Origin of the sequence: Pseudomonas peradeniyensis, assembly GCF_014268935.2 — a bacterium.
GTDB lineage: Bacteria > Pseudomonadota > Gammaproteobacteria > Pseudomonadales > Pseudomonadaceae > Aquipseudomonas > Aquipseudomonas peradeniyensis.
Map to the genome: position 1 here is coordinate 286,179 of NZ_JABWRJ020000002.1, position 24,106 is coordinate 310,284.

Sequence of the window (24,106 nt, forward strand, 5' to 3'; positions counted from 1 at the left end):
TGGTTTGGGTGATATGGGGGCAGAAGTTGCCATCGCCCAGGCCGTCTTTGGGTTGCGCCGGGCGGTATGGGCGTAGGTGTTACCCGTCGCAAAGCCTTGTCACGCAATTGCACTTATATCGATATCGATATAGCTTTATCTTTGCCGCTCATGGAGAGCTTACGTCTCCGATAAGGACAAGCCAGGCGAGTGCATTGGCGGGAGCGTGCAGGATGCATGATGGGCAAAAGCCAATCGAATGGTTGGGTAGCAGCAAGCAGGACCTGCGGGACTTTCCGATTGTGGCAAGGCAGCGGGCCGGGTATCAGCTGGAGCTGATCCAGGACGGTGAGGCCCCCTTCGACTGGAAACCAATGGAGAGCGTTGGGCCTGGGACGCGGGAAATCCGCATCAAGTGTCAGGACGGGGCGTTTCGGGTGTTCTACGTTGTGAGTCGACCAGAAGCGGTTTATGTCCTGCACGCGTTTCGCAAGACGACCGAGAAAACGGAAAAGCGCGATATCGATCTGGCGAGAGCGCGATACAAATTGTTGGGCGCCTGCTGAGCTGGAGTCGACAGTGTTTGAACGAGATGGATGCACAGAGGGATTTGCGATGACTAACGAACGCTCCGCTTCGGTATGGGATGCGCTGTTCGACTCACCGGAAGAGGCCGAGAACCTGCGGCTTCGGGCGAAGCTGATGAGGGTGTTGACCAGGATTGTCCGGTCCTGGGATCTGCCACAGAAAGACGCAGCACGGCGACTGCATCTGACTCAGCCACGCTTGAGTGACTTGCTCAATGGCAAGATAGACAAGTTCTCGCTGGATGCACTGGTGAATATTCTGGCGAACGCAGACCTGGAAGTTGACTTCACGGTGAGAAAGAAATCTGCGTGATGGTTGCTTCGCTTTAGTTGCGCGGGCTTTTCCTGATTAGGTGAGGGCTGCCAGGTTGAGAAATCTCGGCAAGACAGTTGCTCCCACAAAAAAGGAGAGCCTGAGCTCTCCTTTTCCGTTCAACGACCGTCAGTGTCAGCCGATGGTCATCAGGCTGGCGTTACCACCCGCCGCCGCGGTGTTCACGCTCACCGCCCGCTCGATCACCAGGCGTTCCAGGGCGATCTGGTGATCGCCGCTCGACAGCCCATGCACGCCGACAATCGCGCCGGCACGCTTGGCCACCTGCTCGCAGACGCCGCGCAGCTGGTCGGAGTGACCGTGGTGGATGACCGCATCGAACGCCACCTCGTCCTTGCTCCAGTCGGCCACCAGCTTGATCTTCGCTTGCAGCTCCTTCGGCAGACGGCCGCGCACGGTCTTGGCCGGCTCGCCGTCCTGGAACACCGCCGAGCTACCCACGGCCAGTACCGCCGCCAGTTGGGCCAGCAGGTCGGCCTCGTTGTCGGCCAGGCACAGCACGTGTTCGCGTGGCAGCACGCTGTAGGTGTTGCGCTCGCCGGTCGGGCCTGGCAGCACGCGGGTGATGCCGCTCTGCGACTGCTCGGCAAACTGCTCGCACAGCGCGGTCAGGTCGCTCATCTGGCTGCTGGCTGCCCAGGTCGTGAGGGTGGTCAGCGGCTTGAGCTGCTGGTCGCGCAGGGTGGTGTCGGCCTGGCTGCGTGCATCGTCGGCCTGGAAGTGGCGGGCGATGGCGTCGGCCGGGCGGGTCGACAGCAGGCGGTACAGGTACAGCGGGCCGCCGGCTTTCGGGCCGGTGCCCGACAGGCCTTCACCGCCGAACGGCTGCACGCCGACCACGGCGCCGACGATGTTGCGGTTGACGTACATGTTGCCGGCGTTGACGTTGTCCACCACCTTGGCGATGGTCTCGTCGATGCGGGTGTGCACGCCCAGGGTCAGGCCGTAGCCGGAGGCGTTGATCTGCTCGATCAGCTGGTCCAGGTCCTTGCGGTTGTAGCGCACCACGTGCAGCACCGGGCCGAAGATCTCGCGCTTGAGCTCGTCAAAGCTTTCCAGCTCGATCAGGGTCGGCATCACGAAGGTGCCGCGCTTGATCTCCTCGCCCTCGGCGATAGCCACCTGGTAGACGGTGCGGCCTTTGTCGCGCATGCCCTGGATGTGCTTCTCGATGCCGGCCTTGGCTTCGGCGTCGATCACCGGTCCGATGTCCACGGACAGGCGCTCCGGGTTGCCAAGGCGACTTTCGGCCATGGCGCCCTTGAGCATTTCGATCACGCGGTCGGCGGAGTCTTCCTGCAGGCACAGCACGCGCAGGGCCGAGCAACGCTGGCCGGCGCTGTCGAAGGCCGAGGAGACCACATCGATCACCACCTGCTCGGTCAGTGCCGAGGAGTCGACGATCATGGCGTTCTGGCCGCCGGTTTCGGCAATCAGCGGGATCGGACGGCCCTGGTTGTCCAGGCGTCCGGCGATGTTGCGCTGCAGCAGGCGGGCGACTTCGGTGGAACCGGTGAACATCACGCCCTTGACGCGCTCGTCACCGACCAGGCCGGCACCGACGGTTTCGCCCTGGCCTGGCAGCAGTTGCAGCACGCCTTCGGGGATGCCGGCTTCCAGCAGCAGGCGCACGGCCTGGGCGGCGACCAGCGGGGTCTGTTCGGCCGGCTTGGCCAGTACCGGGTTGCCGGCGGCCAGCGCCGCGGCCACCTGGCCGGAGAAGATCGCCAGCGGGAAGTTCCACGGGCTGATGCACACAACAGGGCCCAGTGGGCGGCAGCTGTCGTTGCGCAGGTCGTTGCGTGCCTGCACCGCGTAGTAACGCAGGAAGTCCACGGCCTCGCGCACTTCGGCGATGGCGTTGGCGTAGGTCTTGCCGGCTTCGCGCACCAGCAGGCCCATCAGCGGCTGGATGTCGGCTTCCATCAGGTCGGCGGCGCGTTCGAGGATCGCGGCGCGCTCGGCAGGTGGGGTGGCCTGCCAGATCGGCGCGGCGTTCAGTGCGCACTGGATGGCGTTGTCGACGTCGGCGACGGTGGCTTCCTGCACGTGGCCCACGACATCGCGGTGGTCGGCCGGGTTGAGCACCGGCGCGGCCGGCTGCTCGCTGGCGGCGCAGGCCAGCAGCGGGGTGGCTTTCCAGTCATTGTGGGCGGTGGCCAGCAGGGCGCAGGACAGCGACGCCAAACGGTGTTCGTTGGCCATGTCGATGCCGGCCGAGTTGGCCCGCTCGCTGCCGTACAGCTCACGCGGCATCGGGATGCGCGGGTGCGGCAGGCCGATGCTGCCTTCCTGGGTGCCCATGCGCTCGATGCTGGCGACCGGGTCGGCGACCAGCTCCTGGATGGAGATCGAGTGGTCGGCGATGCGGTTGACGAACGAGGTGTTGGCGCCGTTTTCCAGCAGGCGGCGGACCAGGTAGGCCAGCAGGGTCTCGTGGGTGCCGACCGGTGCGTACACGCGGCATGGACGGTTCAGCTTGCCCTCGGAGATCTTGCCCACGACTTGCTCGTACAGCGGTTCGCCCATGCCGTGCAGGCACTGGAACTCGTACTGGCCCGGGTAGTAGTTCTGCCCGGCGATGGTGTAGATGGCCGACAGGGTGTGGGCGTTGTGGGTGGCGAACTGCGGGTAGATGGCTTCCGGCACGGCCAGCAGCTTGCGGGCGCAGGCGACGTAGGACACGTCGGTGTACACCTTGCGGGTGTACACCGGATACCCTTCCAGGCCTTCGACCTGGGCGCGCTTGATCTCGCTGTCCCAGTAGGCGCCCTTCACCAGGCGGATCATCAGGCGGTGGCGGCTGCGCTTGGCCAGGTCGATGACGTAGTCGATCACGTACGGGCAGCGCTTCTGGTAGGCCTGGATGACGAAACCGATGCCGTTCCAGCCGGCCAGCGACGGCTCGAAGCACAGGCGCTCGAGCAGGTCCAGCGACAGCTCCAGGCGGTCGGCTTCCTCGGCGTCGATGTTCAGGCCGATGTCGTACTGCTTGGCCAGCAGGGTCAGCGACAGCAGGCGCGGGTACAGCTCGCTCATCACGCGCTCGTACTGGGCGCGGCTGTAGCGCGGGTGCAGGGCCGAGAGCTTGATCGAGATGCCCGGGCCTTCATAGATGCCGCGGCCGTGCGAGGCCTTGCCGATCGAGTGGATCGCCTGCTCGTAGGAGGCCAGGTATTTCTGCGCGTCGTGCTCGGTCAGCGCGGCTTCGCCGAGCATGTCGTAGCTGTAGCGGAAGCCCTTGGCTTCGAACTTGCTGGCGTTGGCCAGGGCCTCGGCGATGGTCTCGCCGGTGACGAACTGTTCGCCCATCAGGCGCATGGCCATGTCGACGCCCTTGCGGATCATCGGCTCGCCGCTCTTGCCGATGATGCGGGTGAGCGAGGAGGTCAGGCCGGATTCGTTGTGGGTGCTGACCAGCTTGCCGGTCAGCAGCAGGCCCCAGGTGGCGGCGTTGACGAACAGCGACGGGCTGTTGCCCAGGTGCGGCTGCCAGTTGCCGGTGCTGATCTTGTCGCGGATCAGCGCGTCACGGGTACCTTTGTCGGGGATGCGCAGCAGGGCTTCGGCCAGGCACATCAGCGCCACGCCTTCCTGGGACGACAGCGAGAACTCCTGCAGCAGGCCCTGGACAATACCGGCGCGGCCGCCGGCGCTTTTCTGGTTGCGCAGCTTGTCGGCCAGGCTCGCGGCCAGCTTGTTGGTGGCTTCGGCCTGGGCGGCCGGCAGGCGAGCCTGCTCCAGCAGCATTGGCACCACTTCCTGCTCGGGGCGGCGGTAGGCGGCGGTGATCGCCGAGCGCAGTACCGACTGCGGCAGGATGCTTTCGGCGAACTCCAGGAAGCACTGGTGGGCATGGTCGGCGGCGACTTCGCCGGCGTCGTCGCCAGCGGCGGCATGGCCGTTGAGGTCGTTCAGGGTGGCGCCACCCTCGAGCTTCTCGAGATAGTTGAAGATCGCTTGCTTGATCAACCAGTGCGGCGTGCGGTCGATGGACTGCGCAGCTGCTTTGAGTCGCTCACGGGTCGGGTCGTCGAGTTTGACCCCAAGGGTGGTCGTCGCCATTTCTTATCCTCGTTATTGGTCACGGATGTGGCCTAAGCTGAAGGCAAGATTAGCCTGTAGGACAATTCGGGTGCAACCGGGTGCAACCCGAAATCTTCACGGTAAAGGTGCAACTCGTCTGAAGGACGTTTCCTTACAGCCGAAACGGTCTTTTTTGCTGCTTTTGCTTATGTAAAACGCTGTGTTTGCTCCGAAAAGGAGCAAAAAAGGGGCTTTATCCGAAAAACCATGGCTGGGTGCAACTTGCAAATGAAAAATGGTTGCACCTCGTTCATGTTGTTGCATAGGATTCGCCGCCTGGGTGCAACCGTCGCGTGCGGCGGTAGCAAGAGATAAAAACAACGCCAGGGCACAACTCATGGGCAATCCACTAACGATCACCTTCGTGATCTACATTGCGGCAATGGTGCTGATCGGCTTCGCCGCCTATCGCTCCACCAAGAACCTTTCCGACTATATTCTCGGCGGCCGTAGTCTCGGCAGCGTGGTCACCGCGCTTTCCGCCGGCGCATCGGACATGAGCGGCTGGCTGTTGATGGGCCTGCCGGGCGCCATCTACTTCGCGGGCCTTTCCGAGGCCTGGATCGCCATCGGCCTGACCGTCGGCGCCTACCTGAACTGGCTGTTCGTCGCCGGCCGTCTGCGTGTGCAGACCGAGCACAACGGTGACGCCTTGACCCTGCCGGACTACTTCTCCAGCCGTTTCGAAGACCAGACCGGCCTGCTGCGGATCATCTCGGCGATCGTCATCCTGGTGTTCTTCACCATTTACTGCGCCTCCGGGATCGTCGCCGGCGCCCGCCTGTTCGAAAGCACCTTCGACATGCCGTACGAGACCGCCCTGTGGGCCGGTGCCGCGGCCACCATCGCCTACACCTTCGTCGGTGGCTTCCTGGCGGTGAGCTGGACCGACACCGTGCAGGCCTCGCTGATGATCTTCGCGCTGATCCTCACCCCTATCATCGTGCTGATCTCCACCGGTGGTTTCGACACCACCTTCCTGGCGATCGAGGCGGTGAACCCGGCGCACTTCGACATGTTCAAGGGCGCGACCTTCATCGGCATCATCTCGCTGATGGGCTGGGGCCTGGGCTACTTCGGCCAGCCGCACATCCTGGCGCGCTTCATGGCCGCCGACTCGGTCAAGTCGATCGCCAACGCCCGCCGCATCTCCATGACCTGGATGATCCTGTGCCTGGGCGGCACCTGCGCCGTCGGCTTCTTCGGCATCGCCTACTTCTCGGCGCATCCTGACCTGGCGGGTCCGGTCACCGAGAACCACGAGCGCGTGTTCATCGAGCTGGCCAAGATCCTGTTCAACCCGTGGATCGCCGGTATCCTGCTGTCGGCCATCCTGGCCGCGGTGATGAGCACCCTGAGCTGCCAGCTGCTGGTGTGCTCCAGCGCCCTGACCGAAGACTTCTACAAGTCGTTCCTGCGCAAGAACGCCTCGCAGACCGAGCTGGTCTGGGTCGGTCGCCTGATGGTCCTGGCCGTGGCCCTGATCGCCATCGCCATGGCCGCCAACCCCGAGAACCGTGTGCTGGGCCTGGTGGCCTACGCCTGGGCCGGCTTCGGTGCCGCCTTCGGTCCGGTGGTGCTGATCTCGGTGCTGTGGAAGGGCATGACCCGCAACGGCGCCCTGGCCGGTATCGTGGTCGGCGCACTGACCGTGATCCTGTGGAAGAACTACGTGGGCCTGGGTCTGTACGAGATCATTCCGGGCTTCCTGTTCGCCAGCATTGCCATCTTCGTGGTGAGCAAGCTGGGCAGCCCGTCGAACAGCATGGTTTCGCGTTTTGAAACCGCTGATGCGGCGTATCACGCTGACAAGTAACGCCTGCTGAGCCGGCGTTATCCCTATCGCGGGGCAAGCCCGCTCCCACGTGTCCTCGGGCATTTGTGGGAGTGGGCTTGCCCCGCGATGCTTTTTGCCGACTGCAAGGCAAGGTAAACTTGGCGCCCCCGCAGGAGTCCTCATGAACTATCGTCACGCCTTCCATGCCGGCAATCACGCCGACGTCCTCAAGCACATCGTGCTTACCCGCCTCATCGCCCTGATGTCGCGCAAGGAGCAGCCGTTCGCCTACATCGATACTCACGCTGGCCTGGGTCTCTACGACCTGCAGGGCGACCAGGCGAGCCGTACCGGCGAATACCTCGAGGGCGTGGCTCGCCTGTGGAACCGCGACGACCTGCCGGAAGCGACCGCCGACTACCTGCGCATCATCAAGCGCCTGAACCAGGATGGCGAGCTGCGCTACTACCCGGGCTCGCCGGAGCTGGCGCGCCGCCTGATGCGCCAGCAGGACCGTGCCCTGCTCAACGAGAAGCACCCTGAAGATGGGGCGCTGCTGAAGGAAAACATGAAAAAGGATCCGCGGGTCACCGTGCATCTGGGTGAGGGTTGGCATATCGCCCGGGCCCTGCTGCCAGTGCAGGAAAAGCGCGCGATCATGCTGATCGACCCGCCGTTCGAGCAGGCCGACGAGCTCAAGCGCTGCACCGTGGCCATGAAAGAGGCGATCGGTCGCATGCGCCAGACTGTCGCGGCGATCTGGTATCCGATCAAGGATCAGCGCTCGCTGACCCGCTTCTACCAGGACCTGACCAGCACCGGCGCGCCGAAGCTGCTGCGGGTCGAGCTCTACGTGCACCACCAGGACAGCCCGCAGGGTCTGAACGGCTCGGGCCTGGCCATCGCTAACCCGCCATGGGGCCTGGAGGATGAGCTCAAGACTCTGCTGCCTTGGCTGGCCAAGGAGCTGGCTCAGACCGCCGGCAGCTTCCGCATGGACTGGCTGATCGCCGAATAGCCTAACGGCATTTGACCCTCGTGGGAGCGGGCTTGCCCCGCGATGGCGCCGGTGGATCCGCCGCTTTCGCGGGGCAAGCCCGCTCCCACGCGAGTGCATCGCGCCTGACCATCTTTGCGTTATAATCCCGCCCTTTAGCCGCCATCCGCCCGAATGGCCGTTGGCGCACTTCATACCGATTTGAGAGGCTAGACCCTTGGCACTGACGATTCTTGGCCTGTCCGGCGCCCTTAGCCATGACCCTTCCGCGGCCCTGTACATCGACGGCAAGCTGATTGCCGCCGCCGAAGAAGAGCGCTTCGTGCGTGACAAGCATGCGAAGAACCGCATGCCCTACGAGTCGGCGAAGTTCTGCCTGGAGCAGGCCGGCATCAAACCGTCGGACGTCGACGTGGTGGCCATTCCGTTCGCCCCGATCAGCCTGTTCGGCAAGGCCCGCTGGCACTACGCCAAGCGCTACTGGTACGCCCCGGATCGCGCCCTCGACGCGCTGCTGATGGGCAACCGCCGCTACAAGCGCTACCGCAAGAAGATCGTCTGGTGCCTGGAGCAACTGGGCTTCGATCCGAAGAAGATCAAGATCGAGCCGGTCGAGCACCACCTGGCTCACGCCTCCAGCGCCTACCACTGCTCGGGTTTCAAAGAGAAAACCGCGATCCTCGGTATCGACGGCAAGGGCGAATACGCCACAACCTTCTTCGGCTACGGCGAAAACGGCAAGATCCACAAGATCAAGGAATTCTTCGATCCGGACTCGCTGGGCGGCCTGTATGGCGCGATCACCGAGTTCCTCGGCTTCGAGATGCTCGATGGCGAGTTCAAGGTCATGGGCATGGCGCCATATGGCGACGCCAGCAAGTATGACTTCTCGCGCCTGGCCAGCTTCGAAAACGGCGAGCTGGTGATCAACACCGAATACGCCAACGTCATCGGCCTGCGCCGTTATAAAGAGAAGGGCAAGGGCTTCTACTTCTCGCCCAAGCTGATCGAATGGCTGGGTCCGAAGCGCGAAGGCGATATCGCCGACGAGCCGTACATCCACTACGCCGCCAGCATGCAGGCGCTGTTCGAGAAGCTGGCCCTGCAGATGATCGACCATTACCTGGGCGACACGCTGAAAGAGACCGGCAAGCTGGCCTTCGCCGGCGGCTGCGCGCTGAACGTCAAGCTGAACCAGAAGATCATCGCCCGCGATGATGTGAAGGAGCTGTTCGTCCAGCCTGCGTCCGGCGACGCCGGTACTGCGGTAGGTGCCGCAGCCTACGTTTCCCACGCCCGTGGCGTGCCGGTCGAGAAGATGGAGCACGTCTACCTCGGCCCTTCGTTCTCCAACGAGGACGTGATCGCCGCCTGCGCCCGTCACCCGAACGCGCCGAAATGGCGCAAGATCGACGACATGCCGCAACGCATCGCCAAGATCATGGTCGACGGCAACCCGGTGGCCTGGTTCCAGGGGCGCATGGAGTTCGGTCCGCGTGCCCTGGGCGGCCGCTCGATCATCGGTTGCCCGAGCGTGCCGGGCGTGGCCAACCGCATCAACGAGCAGATCAAGTTCCGCGAACGCTGGAGACCTTTCTGCCCGTCGATGCTCGACACCGTCGGGCCGCAGATGATCAAGGTCGATCACCCTGCGCCGTTCATGACCTTCACCTTCGAAGTCGCCGAAGAGTGGAAGACCCGCGTGCCGGAAGTGGTCCACGAGGACGGCACTTCGCGCGCCCAGGTGCTCAAGCGCGAGTACAACCCGCGCTACTACGACATGATGAAGGCGCTGGAAGACCTGACCGGCAACGGTGTGTCGCTGAACACCTCGCTGAACCGCCGCGGTGAACCCATGATCTGCTCGCCGACCGACGCCCTGAACATGTTCTTCGGCTCGGACCTGCAGTACCTGATCATGGAAGACATCCTGGTGGTCAAGGAAGGCGCCGCGCCGTATGACCAGCCGCTCTGAACCGCGCATCCTGCAGTTCTGCCATGGCTATGACGGGCCGTTCCTCGATTGTGCCCGTCAATACGCCAGCCTGTTCCAGGGCAGCGGCTACAAGGTCACTACCGTGTTCCTCACCGGGGCAGCCGACGCGCAGGTAGCGGTCGGCTGTGCCTCGGACGAAGTGCTGTTTCTCGAGTTCAGCTCCAAGGCCGTGCGTGGCCTGAAGCTGGGCGCGATCCGCGCGCTGCGCAAGATCGCCGCGCAGCGCAATTTCAGCTTTTGCATCGCCCATCGCTTCAAGCCGATCTATGTCGCGCTGCTCGGGACCGGCCTGCCGGTGATCGGCGTGCACCATGCCTTCGGTGATTACGAGCGCAAAGGGCGGCGGCTGTTCGCCAATCTGTTCCGCAAGCGCCTGAGCCTGCTCGGTGTGTCGGACGCGGTGCGTGACGACATGCGTCGCTGCCTGGGCTCGTGGCCAGCCGAGCGTATCCAGACCCTGTACAACCGCATCGACGTCGAGGCACTGCAGGCCAGCCTGGTGCCGCGTGACGAGGCGCGGCGTGCCTTGGGCCTGGATGAGCGGGCCTGGGTGGTCGGCAACGTCGGTCGCCTGCATCCGGACAAGGACCAGGCCACGCTGCTGCGTGGTTTCGCCGAAGCCTTGCCGGGGTTGCCGGCCGGTGCGCGCCTGGCGATCCTGGGCAAGGGCCGTCTCGAGGCGAAACTCAAGGCCATGGCTGCCGAGTTGGGCATCGCCGGGCAGGTCGACTTCCTCGGCCAGGTGCCGGATGCCCGCCGCTATTTCCGCGCTTTCGATCTGTTCGCTCTGAGCTCCGATCATGAGCCGTTCGGCATGGTCCTGCTTGAGGCCATGGTCGCCGGCGTACCGGTGCTGGCCACCGCCTGTGGCGGTGCCCGGGAAGTGGTCGAGGGCGTGGGTGTGCTGTTCCCGCTGGGCGATGCCGCGCAGCTGGCCCAGGGCCTGAAGCACATGGCCGGCCTGGATGCGCAACAGCGCGAGGCATGCGCCGGGCATATGCTGCAGCGCCTGCAGCAGCGCTTCAGCGACCAGGCGGTGCGGGATGCCTTCTGGCAATTGCCGCAAGTCCGCGCGCTGGTGGCGGAGGCCTGATGCTCAATCATCTCAAGGCCTGGCGCGAACGCGGCTGGCAAGTGATCGACGCGGCCGCCTACAACGACGCCTGGCAACGTCATGGCGGCAGTGTCGCCACGCACCCGTTGGTGATCGAGCAACTGGCGGACCTGGCCGGGATTCCGGTGCGTTACCTGGGCTGGTTCCAGGGCACCGAGCTCAAGGCCGCGCTGCCGACCTGGGGGCGCCACCTGGCGCTGTCCAAGGACGTGCTCAAACGCGAAGGCAAGAAAGGCCTGTTCGACCTGGGCAATGCCGAGATCATCCTGCCGGCCGCCGCCGATGCCGGGGCGCCGCTGCGCCACGCCGGTCGCTACCTGTCGGAGTTGAACCAGGGCCGTTTCGCCGGCCTGAAGGCGCAACCCGAGCAGTTGGCCATGGCACGTCCCCACGAGGACCTGTCGAAGAAGTTCCGCTACAACCAGCGTCGTGAGCTGCGCCTGCTGGAAGAGGCGGGCGGTCAGGTGCGACCGATCGGCGATTTCACGGCAGCCGAGATCGCCGCGATGTACTGTGACTTGTTCCAGCGTCGCTGGGGCTTCCCGGCCACCGGCGCGGCCCACATGGCCGAGGTGGTCGAGCGCCTGCGCGAGCTGCTGATCGGTTCGGTGCTGTTCCTCGATGGGGCGCCCATCGCCATTCAGCTGGTGTATCGCGTCGAGGCGCCGCAGTGGATCAGCGTCGAATACGTCAACGGTGGTGTCGACCCTGAAACCAAGGCCTTCAGCCCTGGGAGCGTATTGAGCTTCCTCAACACCCAGTCTGCCTGGGAGGATGCCACGGCACGCGGCAAGGCGCTGCGGTTCTCGTTCGGTCGTGCGGACCGAGAGTACAAGGACCGTTGGTGCAACCCTGTACCGGTGTTTCAGTCGTGAGCCGCAAGCAGCAGTTGCTCAAGCGCCACCGGCGCAACAAGCGCCTGGGGCTGCTGGTGGGCCTGCTGCTGCTGGTCGCGTTGGGCGTGTTCGGCGCGTGGTGGTTGCCGCTGTTGTTGCTGCCGCTGCTGTGGGTGGCGCACGAGGCCTGGCTCGCCGATCACCTGTTCTACTCGCCGGGCGAAGACTATGCCTACCGTTTTGCCAAGGACACTCGCGAAGTCGCAGCGAGCCTGCAGGGCGACCTGCTGCAAACCGATGTTGCACTGCAAGGTGGCGAGACCCTGATTCTTGAAATCGGCATTCGTAGCAGTTGGCTCGGGCGCTTCCTTGATCCTCGCGTCGAGCTGCTGGCGGGGACCGCCAGCGACGTGCAAACGTTCGAGCGTGGCGTCAAAGGGGTGCGTTTCCTCAATCTGACCGGGTTGGCCGAACCGTTGGCGGCCGGCACGTTGCGCCTGCGTGGTCGGCATTGCCGATTGCAGGGATCTCCGCGCCTGTGGATAACTCCGGCGGTCGAACTGCGCAAACGCCGAGTGATGGTCATCGCTCCCCATGCCGATGACGCCGAACTGGCGGCCTACGGCCTCTACAGCCAGGCCGACGAAGCCTGGGTGGTCACCCTGACTGCCGGTGAGATCGAGGCCGAACACTACCAGGCCATGGGCCTGGCCAAGGCCGCGGCGGCCAGGCTGAAGGGGCGGTTGCGCGCCTGGGACAGCATTGCCGTGCCACGTTGGGCCGGCGTGCCGGAGTCGCGCTGCGTGCAGCTGGGCTACTTCTGCCTGCAATTACCAGTCATGCAGGCTGCGCCGGATCTGCCGGTGGGCTCGCGTGAAGCCGACCTTGCCGACATCCGTCCCTTCCGCCGTTTCAATCCGTTCCCGCTGCCGGCCGATGTCGATGGTGCGCCGACCTGGCACAACCTGCTGGCCGACCTGCGTGCCCTGTTCGAGATGGCCCGGCCCCAGGTGCTGGTGATGCCGCATCCGGTGCTCGATCCGCACCCGGACCACATCTGTGCGCAGGCCGCTGTGCTCGAGGCGCTGCAAGGCCTGGCGTGGCAGCCCGAAACGTTGTTGTGCTACGCCAACCACCTGCATGACAACGACCGCTGGCCGATGGGCGAGAGCGGAGATGGCGTGGCCCTGCCGCCGCAGCTGCAAGCCGCCGAAGCCTGGGCACCCTGCAGCCTGGTGCTGGATATCGACACCCAGCGCGACAAGGCCATGGCCCTGGGCATGATGCATGACCTGCAACCTGCGCCCCCCTTCAAGCGCCGCCTGCGCCGTGCGTTGCAACGCTGGCTGGCAGGGCGCCGCCCATCGCCGTACGGAGAGAACGAATTCTTCCGCAAGGCGGTGCGCCGACATGAACTGTTCTGGCGTCGCGACCTGTGAGCGCCCAAGGAAAGCAATGAAAGTCCTATTTCTGGTGCAGAAGGAACAACGGGCGATTCTCGACCGCCTGTACGACGGCGTCGCGGCCAACTGCGACTGCGATCTGCGTTGGCTGAGCGACGAGGACCAGCGCAACCTGCGTCGCTACTTCAAGCGGGAAGTGGACGTCACGCGCTACGACCGTATCGTGTTCTTCCTGCGATTCAAGCAGGAAATCCGTCAGGTCGCGTTCATCCGCAGCGTTCCCAACCTGGTGATCCTCGAGCACGACGCGTACCAGAACTACATACCCTGCAAATACACGGGCAAGTTCAGCGAGCATTACCGTCAACTGCCTTGGGCCCGAGTCATCAGCTCAGGCTATATGGTCAGCGAGCGCCTGCGCCAGGAAGGCTTCGACGCGGTGTTCGTGCCCAAGGGCTACGACGAACAACTGCTGGCCGACCAGGGACGCGAACGCGATATCGAGCTGGCATTCGTCGGCAGCACCAAGAGTGTCGCCTACAGTGGCCGCAAAGCCTTGCTGGATGAGTTGGGGCAGGTGGAGAACCTCGTGGTCACCCGTACCAAGTCGGGCGAGGATTATTGCAATACCCTCAACCGTATCCGCTTTTTCGTCAGTGCCGACGTCGGCATGGGCGAGTACATGATCAAGAACTTCGAGGCGATGGCCTGCGGATGCGTATTGCTGGCCTACGACCAGGGCGAAGCCGAGAACCGCGCGCTGGGACTCGAGGACATGCGCAACGTGGTGTTGTATGACAGCATCCCGACGCTGCAGGCCAAGCTGCGTCAGTTACGCGAGGATCCGGCGCTGGCGGCGTTCATCGCTGGCAATGGGCGTGAGCTGGCCACTGCGCGCTTCAGTTTCGCGGCCGTGGGCCGAAGCATTGTCGAGCACATGGTGCCTGCACTGCGAGCGCATCCGCCGCTGACCACCTGGCAGCGCTTGCGTTTGTGGCTCGGGTTCTGACGTAGATTCGAGCAAGACTACGCGATCAGCAAAACGGCTGGCTTCAAGGCCCACCGAATCATCAAAGGGGCGTTACGCCGTTGAATATCCTCAATGTGATGTGGTCGGGCGGTTCGCCCTTCGCTTCCATCCACAGTGTGCACAGGCAGGTGCTGGCGCATGCCTCGAGCGGCGCGCAGGTGACCAACTGGCTTCTGCTCGGAGAGGGATTGTGCAGCGGTGTGGGCCAGACGCGCTGCTGGCATTTGTCGCCACGCGTGCTCAAGGGGCGGCTGTCGCATCGACTGGCTCTGTCCTGGGTGAAGTGGCGTCTGCGCCGTGCGTTGAAGGCACTGGCCCCTGATGTCCTGTTGCTGGACGGGCTGGGTGTTGCCAGGTTGTTATTGCCATTGCTGCGTCAGGTGCCAGGCGTGCGGATTGCCGTCCTGTTTCACGGGACGACACGCCTGACCCGACGCGATGCCGCCCTGTTCCGGCAGTTTCCTGTCGAGCGCCTGACGGTCGCCGCCGTATCTGCGACATTGGCGCATTCGCTGGAACAGGGGCTGGGGCGGCCGGTGCAAAGCTTGCGTGTGGCCCTGGATCCCCAGGTCTTTGCCGGGCACGCGCTCGGTCGGGAGCAGGCCAGGCAGGCATTGGCGCTGCCGGAGGATGGTCTTGTCCTGGGCGCGGTGGGCCGTCTGGTCGAGAGCAAAGGTTTCGAGATGATGATCGAAGCATTCGCCAGGTCGCACGCAGCGCAAGCCAGCACTTACCTGGTCATCCTCGGCGACGGCCCGTTGCGCGGGGAGCTGGAAGCGCAGGCCAGGTCGTTCGGAGTGGGTGACCGTGTCCGGTTCTATGGCCACCGTGAGGATTCGACACGGCTGTACCCGGCCTTTGACTGGTTGCTGGTGCCCTCCCGCTCGGAGGGGCTCGGACTGGTGCTGCAGGAGGCCGTGCTCTCCAGGGTGCCGGTCATCTGCAGCGACTTGCTGGTCTTTCGCGAGCAGTTGGGTGACGCGGGTTGCTATCTGCCGACGGACGATTCGCGTGCCTGGACCGAGGTCATTGACGATTGCGCCCGCCGCGATGCCGGGGCCAAGGCTTCGGAGCAATGGCAGGCCTTGGCGCCGGATCAGGGATGGCAAGCGTTCCGGTTGGGCTCGGCGAGCCTGTTGGCGCGCTGAGTGTCAGCGTGCCGCCAGGGCTGCCTGGAACTGATCGAGGGGAAAGTCCCGGGCGAGGGGCTCGCGCTCGATGTAGCGAACCATGTGCTGTACGTTGCGTTGTACCATTCGGGGCGAGAGCGGGGCGCGCAGGAAGCGCATGTCGGCCACGTCGATCAAACCCAGCAAGCCTTCGGGGGTTTCGACCACGTTGCCCAGATGCAGCGAGCGGAAGTAGATCCCCGTGCGATGCAGTCGCCGAATGAGCTCGACGAGTCGCGGCAACTGCCGGTCCCAGCTGAAGCCGGCCTTGCGCGACAGTTGCAGCAGGGTCTCGCCCGGCAACGGTCGATAGAGCACTGCGGTGCGGCCTGGCAGTGGCAGCTTGTGGTGGCTGATCACTTCCAGGGTCGGGAAACCGGCCAGGGTCAGACGCACGGCATTGTCGATGAAACGCTGCGAGTAGGGGCGTAGCAGCGCAGATGAAATCAGACGCTTGCGACGAAAAACCTTGAGGATATTTCCATCCCCAAGCAGGTAGACTTTGGCGCCGTGGCTATCTGCCTCAAGCACCTTGGCGCCGAGAGTCAATCGATCGAAGTCGACCTGGGAGAGCCGGGAACATTGCATGTATTCGAGCCTTGTCTTCAGGGCAGGCAAAATGACCGGCAATAATGCCGAAATTTATCTGTTAGCACCATGATGGTGTGTTTGTGTTTTACATGGGGGAAAGGATGTTGCACGAAAAGAACTGGGCCAGAGCCTGGCTGGGGTGGGGGTTCATCTGGTTCCTGGCGGCGATTGCGCTGGCGCCGAGCAACAAGCTGTACCAGCAGGGCCTGATCCTGTTCCTGTGGTTGCCAACCCTGGGGTTTGCCTGGTCCGCCCGGCATGTCTATGCCCAGGCCTTGCGCAAGCAACCCGGCTTGTGGAGCTGCGTCCTGGCCCTGCTGCTCTGGTGCGCCATCAGCCTGACTTGGTCGACCGCCGAGGATGGCGCGCGTGAAGGCAAGCGGCTGGTGTACATCCTGCTGTTCCTGCTGGCCTTTCCCCTGCTGGCACAGGCCGGCGTCGAGCGGGCGTCACGCCTTCTGCAGCTGGGCGGTGGGTTGCTGGCGCTGGCCGCGTTGATTTCGATCGTGCAGTTCTACGTGGTGGCGGGCAATCCGCTGGTGACCCGAATCGAAGGCATCGGTGAGATTTCCCACCCGATCCTGGGGGCCTATGTGATCGCTGCCGCAGTCCTCTGGCTGCTGTACAGCTTCCCCAGCCAGCGTGGGTTGCAACTGGCCTGGGCGTTGGCCCTGGCCTGCCTGGGGGCTTTCGTGGTGTTCAGCCAGAGTCGCGGAGCCGCGTTGGCCCTGGTGGTGGCCGTCGTCCTGGCGCCACTGTGGTTCCGCAACCGCAGTAGCGGCCTGTTCGCCGTGCTGGCGGCCCTGGCCACCGGCGTCGCTTTCTACCTGATGTACGAGTTGATCATGCTCAGGGGGTCGTCCTACCGGCCGGAGATCTTCCACGCGGCCATGCAGATGATCCGTGAGCACCCTGTGGGTGGCCTCGGGCTGGGCGCGTTCTACCGCGTGGAAGCGGCAGGGCTCGAGTTCGACCATACCCACAACATGTTCACCCACATTGCCGTGGAACTGGGGTTGCCGGGGATGTTGCTGTGGCTGGGGGTCTGGCTGTGCACCCTGGTGGCGATCCTGCGCGCGCGCGACACGTCGTTCGGCAAGATCCTCCTGGTCTTCTGGGTGTACTCCACCCTGGCCATGCAATTCGATGCCGCCAGCCTGACCGCCACGCCGCGGGCCGAATGGTTCATCAGCTGGCTGCCGGTAGGCCTGGCAATGTTGTTGCCGTGGGCAGATGACCAGAAACGACGCTGTGGTAAAATCGCCGGTTCAATCTGAACAGCGAGCTCGATGATGGCCGAAACACCGCTACCGGTGGAGAACACCTCCAGCCTGAAGATCTACTTCAGGCTGCTGAGGTACGTGAAACCCTACATCGGCATCTTCCTGCTGAGTATCGTCGGGTTCGTGATCTTTGCCTCGACCCAGCCGATGCTGGCCGGGATTCTCAAGTACTTCGTCGATGGCCTGAGCAACCCCCAGGCCGTCCTGTTCCCCAACGTGGCCTACCTGCGCGACCTGCAGCTGCTGCAGGCCGTTCCGCTGCTGATCATCCTGATCGCCGCCTGGCAGGGCCTGGGGTCGTTCCTGGGCAACTACTTCCTGGCCAAGGTGTCGCTGTGCCTGGTGCATGACCTGCGCGTGGAACTGTTCAACAAGCTGCTGGTGCTGCCCAACCGCTATTTCGACAACCACAACTCCGGCCACCTGATCTCGCGCATCACCTTCAACGTGACCATGGTCACCGGCGCGGCCACAGACGCGATCAAGGTGGTGATCCGTGAAGGCCTCACGGTGGTCTTCCTGTTCGCCTACCTGCTGTGGATGAACTGGCAGCTCACGCTGGTCATGGTCGCGATCCTGCCGGTGATCGCCGTGATGGTGAGCACTGCCAGCAAGAAATTCCGCAAGCAGAGCAAGAAGATCCAGGTGGCCATGGGTGATGTCACCCATGTCGCCTCCGAGACCATTCAGGGTTATCGGGTGGTGCGCAGTTTCGGCGGCGAGCGTTACGAGGAGCAGCGTTTCGGCGCCGCCAGCCAGAGCAACACCGACAAGCAGTTGCGCATGACCAAGACTGGCGCGCTTTACACGCCGCTGCTGCAACTGGTGATCTACAGCGCCATGGCTGCGCTGATGTTCCTGGTACTGTTCCTGCGTGGAGACGCGTCGGCTGGCGACCTGGTCGCCTATATCACCGCCGCGGGCCTGCTGCCCAAGCCGATCCGTCAGCTTTCGGAGGTCAGCTCGACCATCCAGAAAGGCCTGGCCGGTGCCGAGAGCATCTTCGAGCAGTTGGATGAAGCACCTGAGGTGGATACCGGTACCGTTGAGAAGGAGCGTGTCCAGGGCCGCCTGGAAGTGCGCAACCTCAGCTTCACCTACCCGGGTACCGAGCGTCAGGTGCTCAGCGACATCAGCTTCACTGCCGAACCTGGCCAGATGATTGCCCTGGTCGGTCGTTCCGGCAGTGGCAAGTCGACCCTCGCTGCGCTCATTCCGCGTTTCTATCACCACAGTGAAGGGCAGATTCTGCTCGACGGCGTGGAGATCGAGGACTATCGCCTGCGCAACCTGCGTCGCCATGTGTCCCAGGTCACCCAGCATGTCACGTTGTTCAATGACACCGTGGCCAACAACATCGCCTATGGCGACCTGGCCGGTGCACCGCGTGCCGACATCGAAGCCGCCGCCGCCGATGCCTATGCCAAGGAGTTCGTCGACCAGTTGCCAAAAGGTTTCGACACTGAGGTCGGCGAGAACGGCGTGCTCCTCTCAGGCGGTCAGCGCCAGCGCCTGGCGATAGCCCGTGCGCTGCTGAAAAATGCGCCGTTGCTGATTCTGGATGAGGCGACCTCGGCGCTGGATACCGAGTCCGAACGGCACATCCAGGCCGCCCTGGACCATGTCATGCAGGGGCGCACGACGCTGGTGATCGCTCACCGGCTGTCGACCATCGAGAAGGCCGACATGATCCTGGTGATGGAGCAGGGCCGTCTGGTGGAGCGTGGTACCCATGCCGAGCTGCTTGAGGCCAATGGCTACTATGCCCGTCTGCACGCCATGGGCCTGGATGCGCCGGAAAACGTCGATATCACCTGAAACCCAAGCATCGGGGCCGGCACGGCCCCGATTGTCACCGCAGTTGTCCACAGCGAAGGTGGCCGTAAAGCCATCCACGACCCTGTGCTAATATCCTGCCCCTGTTCACTTTTCCAAAAATGGGTTGCCCATGAAGTTGTCCATGCCGCGTTTCGATCAAGCCCCGGTACTGGTGGTCGGCGATGTCATGCTCGACCGCTACTGGCATGGCGGTACTTCGCGTATTTCGCCTGAAGCGCCGGTACCGGTGGTCAAGGTCGATCAGATCGAGGACCGCCCCGGCGGCGCGGCCAACGTGGCCTTGAACATCGCCGCCCTCGGCGCGCCGGCCGCGCTGGTCGGCGTCACCGGCCAGGACGAGGCTGCCGACAGCCTCGCCAACAGCCTGCACGCCGCCGGTGTGCGCTCGATCTTCCAGCGCATCGCCCACCAGCCGACCATCGTCAAGCTGCGGGTGATGAGCCGTCACCAGCAACTGCTGCGTATCGACTTCGAGGAACCATTCGCTACCGACCCGCTGTCGCTGGGCGCGGAGGTCGATGCCTTGCTCGAAGGTATCAAGGTGCTGGTGCTGTCCGACTACGGCAAGGGCGCGCTGCAGAACCATCAGGCGCTGATCCAGGCCGCCCGCAGCAAGGGCATCCCGGTGCTGGCCGACCCCAAGGGCAAGGATTTCTCGATCTACCGCGGTGCCAGCCTGATCACCCCGAACCTCAGCGAGTTCGAGGCCATCGTCGGCCGTTGCTCCGACGAAGCCGAACTGGTCGCCAAGGGCCTGAAACTGCTCGAAGAGCTGGACCTGGGGGCGTTGCTGGTGACCCGAGGCGAGCATGGCATGACCCTGCTGCGCACCGGCCACCCGGCCCTGCACCTGCCGGCTCGCGCCCGCGAGGTGTTCGATGTCACCGGTGCCGGCGACACGGTGATTTCCACCTTGGCCGCCGCCATCGCCGCGGGCGAGGACCTGCCGCATGCCGTCGCCCTGGCCAACCTGGCCGCCGGCATCGTGGTCGGCAAACTGGGTACCGCTGCCATCAGCGCACCTGAGCTGCGTCGCGCCATCCAGCGTGAAGAGGGCTCGGAGCGCGGCGTGCTGGGGCTGGAGCAACTGCTGCTGGCCATCGACGATGCCCGTGCGCACAACGAGACCATCGTGTTCACCAACGGCTGCTTCGATATCCTTCATGCAGGTCACGTGACCTACCTGGAACAGGCTCGCGCCCAGGGCGACCGGCTGATCGTCGCCATCAACGACGATGCCTCGGTCAGCCGGCTGAAAGGCCCGGGTCGGCCGATCAACAGTGTCGACCGGCGCATGGCCGTGCTGGCCGGACTCGGTGCGGTGGACTGGGTCATCAGCTTCCCCGAGGACACGCCGGAGAACCTGCTGCGCCAGGTCAAGCCGGATGTACTGGTCAAGGGCGGTGACTACGGTATCGACCAGGTGGTCGGCGCCGATATCGTCAAGGCCTATGGTGGCACGGTGAAGGTGCTGGGGCTGGTGGAGAACAGCTCGACCACGGCGATCGTCGAGAAGATCCGCAAGCACTGATACGTTGCAGATCGCGGGGCAAGCCCGCTCCCACGAAGCATCGGGAGCAGGCTTGCCCCGTATTCATTTATGCAGCGAGGTCCGCGCCCGGGCCAGCAGTTCCCGTGCCTTGTCCCCGAATCGTTCCAGGTGTGACGCCGGTGCGGGCTTGCTTTCGACCAGCCCCTGCTGCTTCAGCCAGTCCTTCCAGCGCACCCGCTCATCCCTCACCACCCAGCCATCCTGGCGGGCGAAGCTCTCGGCCAGCCACAGTCCGCGCGTACCCGCGGGTGTCAGCTGGTCCTTCTTCAAGGTGTAAAGCTCGGCCACGGGTTGACCGTCCTTGAGCGGCATCAGGTAAAGGTCCGGCCGCTTGCGATTGAGCCTGGCCACCAGCTGATCGCCTTCCAGGCGCTCGTCGACATGGAACAGGCTCAGCGACTTGGCCTCACGGGGTACCTGCAGGCGCAGGTCGTAGATCAGTTGCAACGACGCCGTGGGCAGGTGCACATAGGCGCGTGGCCTCTCCAGCAGCATCAGGTTGGCGCAATGCACCGGCCGGGCGGCGCCGGACTCGGGCGACAGCACGAACGGCAGGGCCTCGCGATAGTGCAGGGCAGCGGCATAGGGCGCCGGCAGCCAGGTGTCGTTGAAGCGTCCGCCCAGCCAGCCCTCGGGGGTTTCCAGCAGGCATTCCTCGGCCACTTCCTGGATCGCCGTGTGCAGCGGCAGGTTCAGCTCGTGGGCCGGGACATAGCCGGAAATCAGCTTGAGCACCACATCGCCACGGTCCTGGCGGCGCTGGCGGACCAGCACCCAGTAGTCGCGGCCCTGCCAGTGCAGGGTCAGGCGCACCGACACGCCGAGGTTGGCCAGTTCCGCCACGAAGTGCTCGGGGTCGGCAACCTGGATGGCCTTGCGCCGCTGCAGGGTCTGGGCGAAATTCAGCGGCATGCCGATGCTCTGGTAGGTCAGGCCTTCGGGCGTGGCCTCGACGTGCAGCGGCAGGGTCTTGAAGTTGCTCGGGTTCTTGCGGATCAGCGTACGCGGCACGAGGCTCCTCCTTGCGTTGGGCCCCCGCCCGGGCGGCTCAGGGCCGGCCCAGGATGCGGGCGACGGTGGCCACGTTGTGGGCCAGATGCAGCGGGTTGATGGTGCCGACGATGGCACTGCTCACGCCCGGGTGGGCGAACAGCAACTCGAAACTGGCCTGCACCGGATCGACCCCGGGCGCCAGGCAGATATGCCCGCTGGCCAGGGCTTTCTTCACCAGGATGGCCTTGCCGTGTTCGGCAGCGTAGTCCAGCACGGGCCGCTCCGCCTGCTCGTTGAGGTTGTAGGTGACCATGGCGCAATCACCTTGCTCCAGCGCCTTCAGGCCGCCGGCGACAGTCTTGCCGGACAAACCATAGCCGAGAATCTTGCCTTCCTGCTTGAGCGCGGCAAGGGTTTCGTACACCCCCTCCTGCTCGAGGATCGCCAGGTCGTTGCCGTCGGAGTGCACCAGCACCAGCTCGATGCGGTCGGTTTCCAGGCGCTTGAGGCTGCGCTCGACCGAGCGGCGGGTGTGGGCGGCGCTGAAATCGAAGTGTGACTGGCCGGCTTCGAACTCCTCGCCGACCTTGCTGACGATCACCCACTGGTCGCGCTGGTCGCGCAGCAACGGGCCGAGGCGCTCCTCGCTGCGGCCATAGGCCGGTGCGGTGTCGATCAGGTTGATGCCCAGCTCGCGGGCCTGGGCGAGCAGCAGGCGGGCGGCTTCGTCATCGGGGATGGTGAAGCCGTTGGGGTACTTCACGCCCTGGTCGCGGCCAAGCTTGACCGTGCCCAGGCCCAGCGGCGACACCCGCAGGCCGGTGCTGCCCAGGGGGCGGTGGTGATCGTGCAGGGTCGGCAGGCTCATGGCAGCAGTTGCTCCCAGGCAGGCAGTGCCAGTGGTGGGCGGGGCAGGTCGGCGAGGTCCGGCTGGCTCGCCGGGCGAATGCCGTCACGTTCGAAGCTGGCCAGTACGCGATCGGCGAAGTCTGGCGCCAGGGCCAGCTTGGTCGGCCAGCCGACCAGCAGGCGCTGCTGGTCTGCGAGGAAGGCGTTGTCCGGGCGCACCAGGCCCGATTGCGCCGGTTCGGCACGGTCGACGCGCAGGGTGGCCCAGCGCATCTGGGCCTGGTCGACCCACGGCAACAGGCTGGCGACTTCCTTTTGCGCCGCGGCGATCTGCGCGGCGGGCTCGCGGGCCACGCCATCGGCCTCGGCGATGTCGCCACCCAGGTACCACACCCATTGGCCATCGGCGGCCGGGTGGGTGGTCACGGTGATGCGCGGCTTGGGCCCGCCACCCAGGCAGTGGGCGTACAGCGGCTTGAGGTTGGGGCCCTTGGCCAGGACCATGTGCAGCGGACGGCGCTGCATGGCCGGTTGGTTCAGCCCCAGGGCGTGCAGCAGCGCTTCGGTGCCGCCGCCGGCGCTGAGGACGACACGTTGGGCGCGGATCTCACGGCCATCGACCACCAGCCCGGCCAGCTCATCGCCGTCGCGCAATGGCTCGATACGTTCGCCGGCCAGCAGGCTGTCGCCCGCCAGCTGCGCCAGGTTGGCCAGCAGGCTGGGCACGTCGATGACCAGTTCGGCCAGGCGGTAGACCTTGCCTTTGAAGGCGCGGTCCTGCAGGGCCGGCGGCAGTTGCTCGCCCTTGACCTGGTCGACCCGGCCACGCACGGCCTTGCTGGCGAAGAAGCTGGTGAGGTTGCCGGCCAGGGTGCCGGGGGACCACAGGTAGTGGGCATCGGACAGCAGGCGGGTATCAGTCAGGTCCAGCTCGCCGTTGCCGGCCAGCGCTTCGCGCCAGCGCCGCGGCATGTCGGCGATGGCCTCGGAGGCGCCGCTGAGGGCGCCGTGCAGGGCGTACTTGGTGCCGCCGTGGATGATGCCTTGCGACTTGATGGTCTGCTCGCCACCCAGGCTGGCGCGCTCCACCAGCACCGTCGAATAGCCCAGGCGGCGCAGCCGGGCATTGAGCCAGAGGCCTGCGACCCCGGCGCCGACGATCAGCACGTCAGTGGTAATGGCGGATGGCATGCGGGCACCTCGAAAACTGGGACAGGTGCGCAGTATACAGGCTGTAACCGGGGGAGAGGACCGTGGGAGCGGGCTTGCCCCGCGATACCCATGCGGCCCTATCGCGGGGCAAGCCCGCTCCCACGCCCCGTTATGTGCTCAGTGCCCGGCAGTATTGGAAAACACCTGGATCACCACCACCCCGCCGACGATCATGGCCATGCCCAGCATCGCCGGCACATCCAGCTTCTGCCCATAGATCACCAGCGCCGCGATGCTGATCAGCACGATGCCCAGCCCCGACCAGATCGCATACGCGATGCCCACCGGAATGCTGCGTACCACCAGGGTCAGCATCCAGAACGCCACGCCGTAACCGCAGACCATCAGCAACAGCGGCAGCGGCGTGTTCAGCCCCTTGACCGCTTTCATGGAGGCGGTGGCGATGACTTCGGCGCAGATGGCGATGGCGAGATAGGTGTAGGCGTTCATGGTGCGGGTCCTCCGTTGCTGGATGGGCA

General features: G+C 64.8%; 20 protein-coding genes. 13 read left to right on the forward strand and 7 right to left on the reverse strand.

What is annotated here, in order from left to right:
- The first annotated feature begins 212 nt into the window (after positions 1–212).
- Both HU751_RS10755 and HU751_RS10760 read left to right on the forward strand, forming a co-directional pair.
- On the forward strand, positions 213–545 hold the full coding sequence (locus tag HU751_RS10755; RefSeq protein WP_186733355.1) for a type II toxin-antitoxin system RelE/ParE family toxin: 333 nt from the start codon (positions 213–215) through the stop codon (positions 543–545).
- Positions 546–594: 49 nt separating this feature from the next.
- Positions 595–879 carry a helix-turn-helix domain-containing protein gene (locus HU751_RS10760; RefSeq protein ID WP_186733356.1) on the forward strand — a complete coding sequence of 95 codons (285 nt, stop codon included), beginning with the start codon at positions 595–597 and terminating at the stop codon, positions 877–879.
- Positions 880–1,014: 135 nt separating this feature from the next.
- Here HU751_RS10760 and putA read toward each other — a convergent pair whose 3' ends face one another.
- Positions 1,015–4,965: a trifunctional transcriptional regulator/proline dehydrogenase/L-glutamate gamma-semialdehyde dehydrogenase gene (gene putA / locus HU751_RS10765; protein ID WP_186733357.1), complete on the reverse strand. Its 3,951-nt coding sequence runs from the start codon at positions 4,963–4,965 to the stop codon at positions 1,015–1,017.
- 96 nt (positions 4,966–5,061) lie between these two features.
- Positions 5,062–5,325, reverse strand: coding sequence for a hypothetical protein (locus tag HU751_RS10770; RefSeq protein ID WP_186733358.1), 264 nt, complete (start codon positions 5,323–5,325; stop codon positions 5,062–5,064).
- On the opposite strand from HU751_RS10770, the gene putP reads away from it, so the two are divergent.
- The 8 genes from putP to HU751_RS10810 all read left to right on the forward strand — a co-directional run bounded on the left by putP (position 5,324) and on the right by HU751_RS10810 (position 15,287).
- Positions 5,324–6,802 (forward strand): sodium/proline symporter PutP, encoded by a 1,479-nt coding sequence (gene putP, locus HU751_RS10775; protein ID WP_186715801.1) that lies wholly within the window; start codon positions 5,324–5,326, stop codon positions 6,800–6,802. The genes HU751_RS10770 and putP overlap by 2 nt on opposite strands.
- A 142-nt stretch (positions 6,803–6,944) precedes the next feature.
- Positions 6,945–7,781, forward strand: a complete 837-nt coding sequence (locus HU751_RS10780) for a 23S rRNA (adenine(2030)-N(6))-methyltransferase RlmJ (RefSeq protein WP_050707197.1) — start codon at positions 6,945–6,947, stop codon at positions 7,779–7,781.
- Between the two features lie 196 nt (positions 7,782–7,977).
- The gene (locus HU751_RS10785; protein WP_186733359.1) at positions 7,978–9,735 is read left to right on the forward strand and encodes a carbamoyltransferase family protein; all 1,758 of its coding nucleotides are present in this window, start codon (positions 7,978–7,980) and stop codon (positions 9,733–9,735) included.
- The gene (locus HU751_RS10790; RefSeq protein WP_186733360.1) at positions 9,719–10,849 is read left to right on the forward strand and encodes a glycosyltransferase; all 1,131 of its coding nucleotides are present in this window, start codon (positions 9,719–9,721) and stop codon (positions 10,847–10,849) included. The genes HU751_RS10785 and HU751_RS10790 overlap by 17 nt, the downstream gene beginning before the upstream one ends.
- On the forward strand, positions 10,849–11,745 hold the full coding sequence (locus HU751_RS10795; RefSeq protein ID WP_186733361.1) for an antimicrobial resistance protein Mig-14: 897 nt from the start codon (positions 10,849–10,851) through the stop codon (positions 11,743–11,745). The genes HU751_RS10790 and HU751_RS10795 overlap by 1 nt, the downstream gene beginning before the upstream one ends.
- Positions 11,742–13,145, forward strand: coding sequence for a PIG-L deacetylase family protein (locus HU751_RS10800; RefSeq protein ID WP_186733362.1), 1,404 nt, complete (start codon positions 11,742–11,744; stop codon positions 13,143–13,145). Before HU751_RS10795 ends, HU751_RS10800 begins: the two co-directional genes overlap by 4 nt.
- Before the next feature lie 16 nt (positions 13,146–13,161).
- Positions 13,162–14,118, forward strand: coding sequence for a glycosyltransferase family protein (locus tag HU751_RS10805; RefSeq protein ID WP_186733363.1), 957 nt, complete (start codon positions 13,162–13,164; stop codon positions 14,116–14,118).
- An 80-nt stretch (positions 14,119–14,198) separates the two neighbouring features.
- Positions 14,199–15,287, forward strand: coding sequence for a glycosyltransferase (locus tag HU751_RS10810; RefSeq protein ID WP_186733364.1), 1,089 nt, complete (start codon positions 14,199–14,201; stop codon positions 15,285–15,287).
- Between the two features lie 3 nt (positions 15,288–15,290).
- On the opposite strand, the gene HU751_RS10815 is transcribed toward HU751_RS10810, so the two are convergent.
- Positions 15,291–15,896 (reverse strand): BUD32 family EKC/KEOPS complex subunit, encoded by a 606-nt coding sequence (locus HU751_RS10815; protein WP_186733365.1) that lies wholly within the window; start codon positions 15,894–15,896, stop codon positions 15,291–15,293.
- A gap of 104 nt (positions 15,897–16,000) precedes the next feature.
- Here HU751_RS10815 and HU751_RS10820 point away from each other — a divergent pair, with 104 nt between their 5' ends.
- The 3 genes from HU751_RS10820 (at position 16,001) to hldE (ending at position 20,552) form a co-directional block, all read left to right on the forward strand.
- Positions 16,001–17,176 (forward strand): O-antigen ligase family protein, encoded by a 1,176-nt coding sequence (locus HU751_RS10820; RefSeq protein ID WP_186733366.1) that lies wholly within the window; start codon positions 16,001–16,003, stop codon positions 17,174–17,176.
- 15 nt (positions 17,177–17,191) lie between these two features.
- On the forward strand, positions 17,192–19,000 hold the full coding sequence (msbA, locus tag HU751_RS10825) for a lipid A export permease/ATP-binding protein MsbA (RefSeq protein WP_186733367.1): 1,809 nt from the start codon (positions 17,192–17,194) through the stop codon (positions 18,998–19,000).
- A 130-nt stretch (positions 19,001–19,130) separates the two neighbouring features.
- Positions 19,131–20,552 carry a bifunctional D-glycero-beta-D-manno-heptose-7-phosphate kinase/D-glycero-beta-D-manno-heptose 1-phosphate adenylyltransferase HldE gene (hldE, locus tag HU751_RS10830; RefSeq protein ID WP_186733368.1) on the forward strand — a complete coding sequence of 474 codons (1,422 nt, stop codon included), beginning with the start codon at positions 19,131–19,133 and terminating at the stop codon, positions 20,550–20,552.
- 63 nt (positions 20,553–20,615) lie between these two features.
- Here hldE and HU751_RS10835 read toward each other — a convergent pair whose 3' ends face one another.
- The 4 genes from HU751_RS10835 to HU751_RS10850 all read right to left on the reverse strand — a co-directional run bounded on the left by HU751_RS10835 (position 20,616) and on the right by HU751_RS10850 (position 24,077).
- Positions 20,616–21,584: a metal ABC transporter ATPase gene (locus tag HU751_RS10835; protein ID WP_186733369.1), complete on the reverse strand. Its 969-nt coding sequence runs from the start codon at positions 21,582–21,584 to the stop codon at positions 20,616–20,618.
- Positions 21,585–21,621: 37 nt separating this feature from the next.
- A complete protein-coding gene (locus HU751_RS10840; RefSeq protein ID WP_186733370.1) occupies positions 21,622–22,434 on the reverse strand; it encodes an aldo/keto reductase in 813 nt (270 codons plus the stop codon).
- Complete coding sequence (locus HU751_RS10845; protein ID WP_186733371.1) at positions 22,431–23,606, reverse strand: NAD(P)/FAD-dependent oxidoreductase; 1,176 nt, start codon at positions 23,604–23,606, stop codon at positions 22,431–22,433. The genes HU751_RS10840 and HU751_RS10845 overlap by 4 nt, the downstream gene beginning before the upstream one ends.
- Positions 23,607–23,744: 138 nt before the next feature.
- Complete coding sequence (locus HU751_RS10850; protein ID WP_050707183.1) at positions 23,745–24,077, reverse strand: DMT family transporter; 333 nt, start codon at positions 24,075–24,077, stop codon at positions 23,745–23,747.
- Between the last annotated feature and the right edge of the window lie 29 nt (positions 24,078–24,106).

Bases quoted from the DNA above. Each gene is read 5' to 3' on its own strand.
- HU751_RS10820 (WP_186733366.1), top strand. From the start codon at position 16,001: ATGTTGCACGAAAAGAACTGGGCCAGAGCCTGGCTGGGGTGGGGGTTC.
- HU751_RS10815 (WP_186733365.1), bottom strand. From the start codon at position 15,896: ATGCAATGTTCCCGGCTCTCCCAGGTCGACTTCGATCGATTGACTCTC.
- HU751_RS10780 (WP_050707197.1), top strand. From the start codon at position 6,945: ATGAACTATCGTCACGCCTTCCATGCCGGCAATCACGCCGACGTCCTC.
- HU751_RS10790 (WP_186733360.1), top strand. From the start codon at position 9,719: ATGACCAGCCGCTCTGAACCGCGCATCCTGCAGTTCTGCCATGGCTAT.
- putA (WP_186733357.1), bottom strand. From the start codon at position 4,965: ATGGCGACGACCACCCTTGGGGTCAAACTCGACGACCCGACCCGTGAG.
- msbA (WP_186733367.1), top strand. From the start codon at position 17,192: ATGGCCGAAACACCGCTACCGGTGGAGAACACCTCCAGCCTGAAGATC.
- HU751_RS10805 (WP_186733363.1), top strand. From the start codon at position 13,162: ATGAAAGTCCTATTTCTGGTGCAGAAGGAACAACGGGCGATTCTCGAC.
- HU751_RS10840 (WP_186733370.1), bottom strand. From the start codon at position 22,434: ATGAGCCTGCCGACCCTGCACGATCACCACCGCCCCCTGGGCAGCACC.
- HU751_RS10755 (WP_186733355.1), top strand. From the start codon at position 213: ATGCATGATGGGCAAAAGCCAATCGAATGGTTGGGTAGCAGCAAGCAG.
- hldE (WP_186733368.1), top strand. From the start codon at position 19,131: ATGAAGTTGTCCATGCCGCGTTTCGATCAAGCCCCGGTACTGGTGGTC.
- HU751_RS10760 (WP_186733356.1), top strand. From the start codon at position 595: ATGACTAACGAACGCTCCGCTTCGGTATGGGATGCGCTGTTCGACTCA.
- HU751_RS10795 (WP_186733361.1), top strand. From the start codon at position 10,849: ATGCTCAATCATCTCAAGGCCTGGCGCGAACGCGGCTGGCAAGTGATC.
- HU751_RS10845 (WP_186733371.1), bottom strand. From the start codon at position 23,606: ATGCCATCCGCCATTACCACTGACGTGCTGATCGTCGGCGCCGGGGTC.
- putP (WP_186715801.1), top strand. From the start codon at position 5,324: ATGGGCAATCCACTAACGATCACCTTCGTGATCTACATTGCGGCAATG.
- HU751_RS10850 (WP_050707183.1), bottom strand. From the start codon at position 24,077: ATGAACGCCTACACCTATCTCGCCATCGCCATCTGCGCCGAAGTCATC.
- HU751_RS10770 (WP_186733358.1), bottom strand. From the start codon at position 5,325: ATGAGTTGTGCCCTGGCGTTGTTTTTATCTCTTGCTACCGCCGCACGC.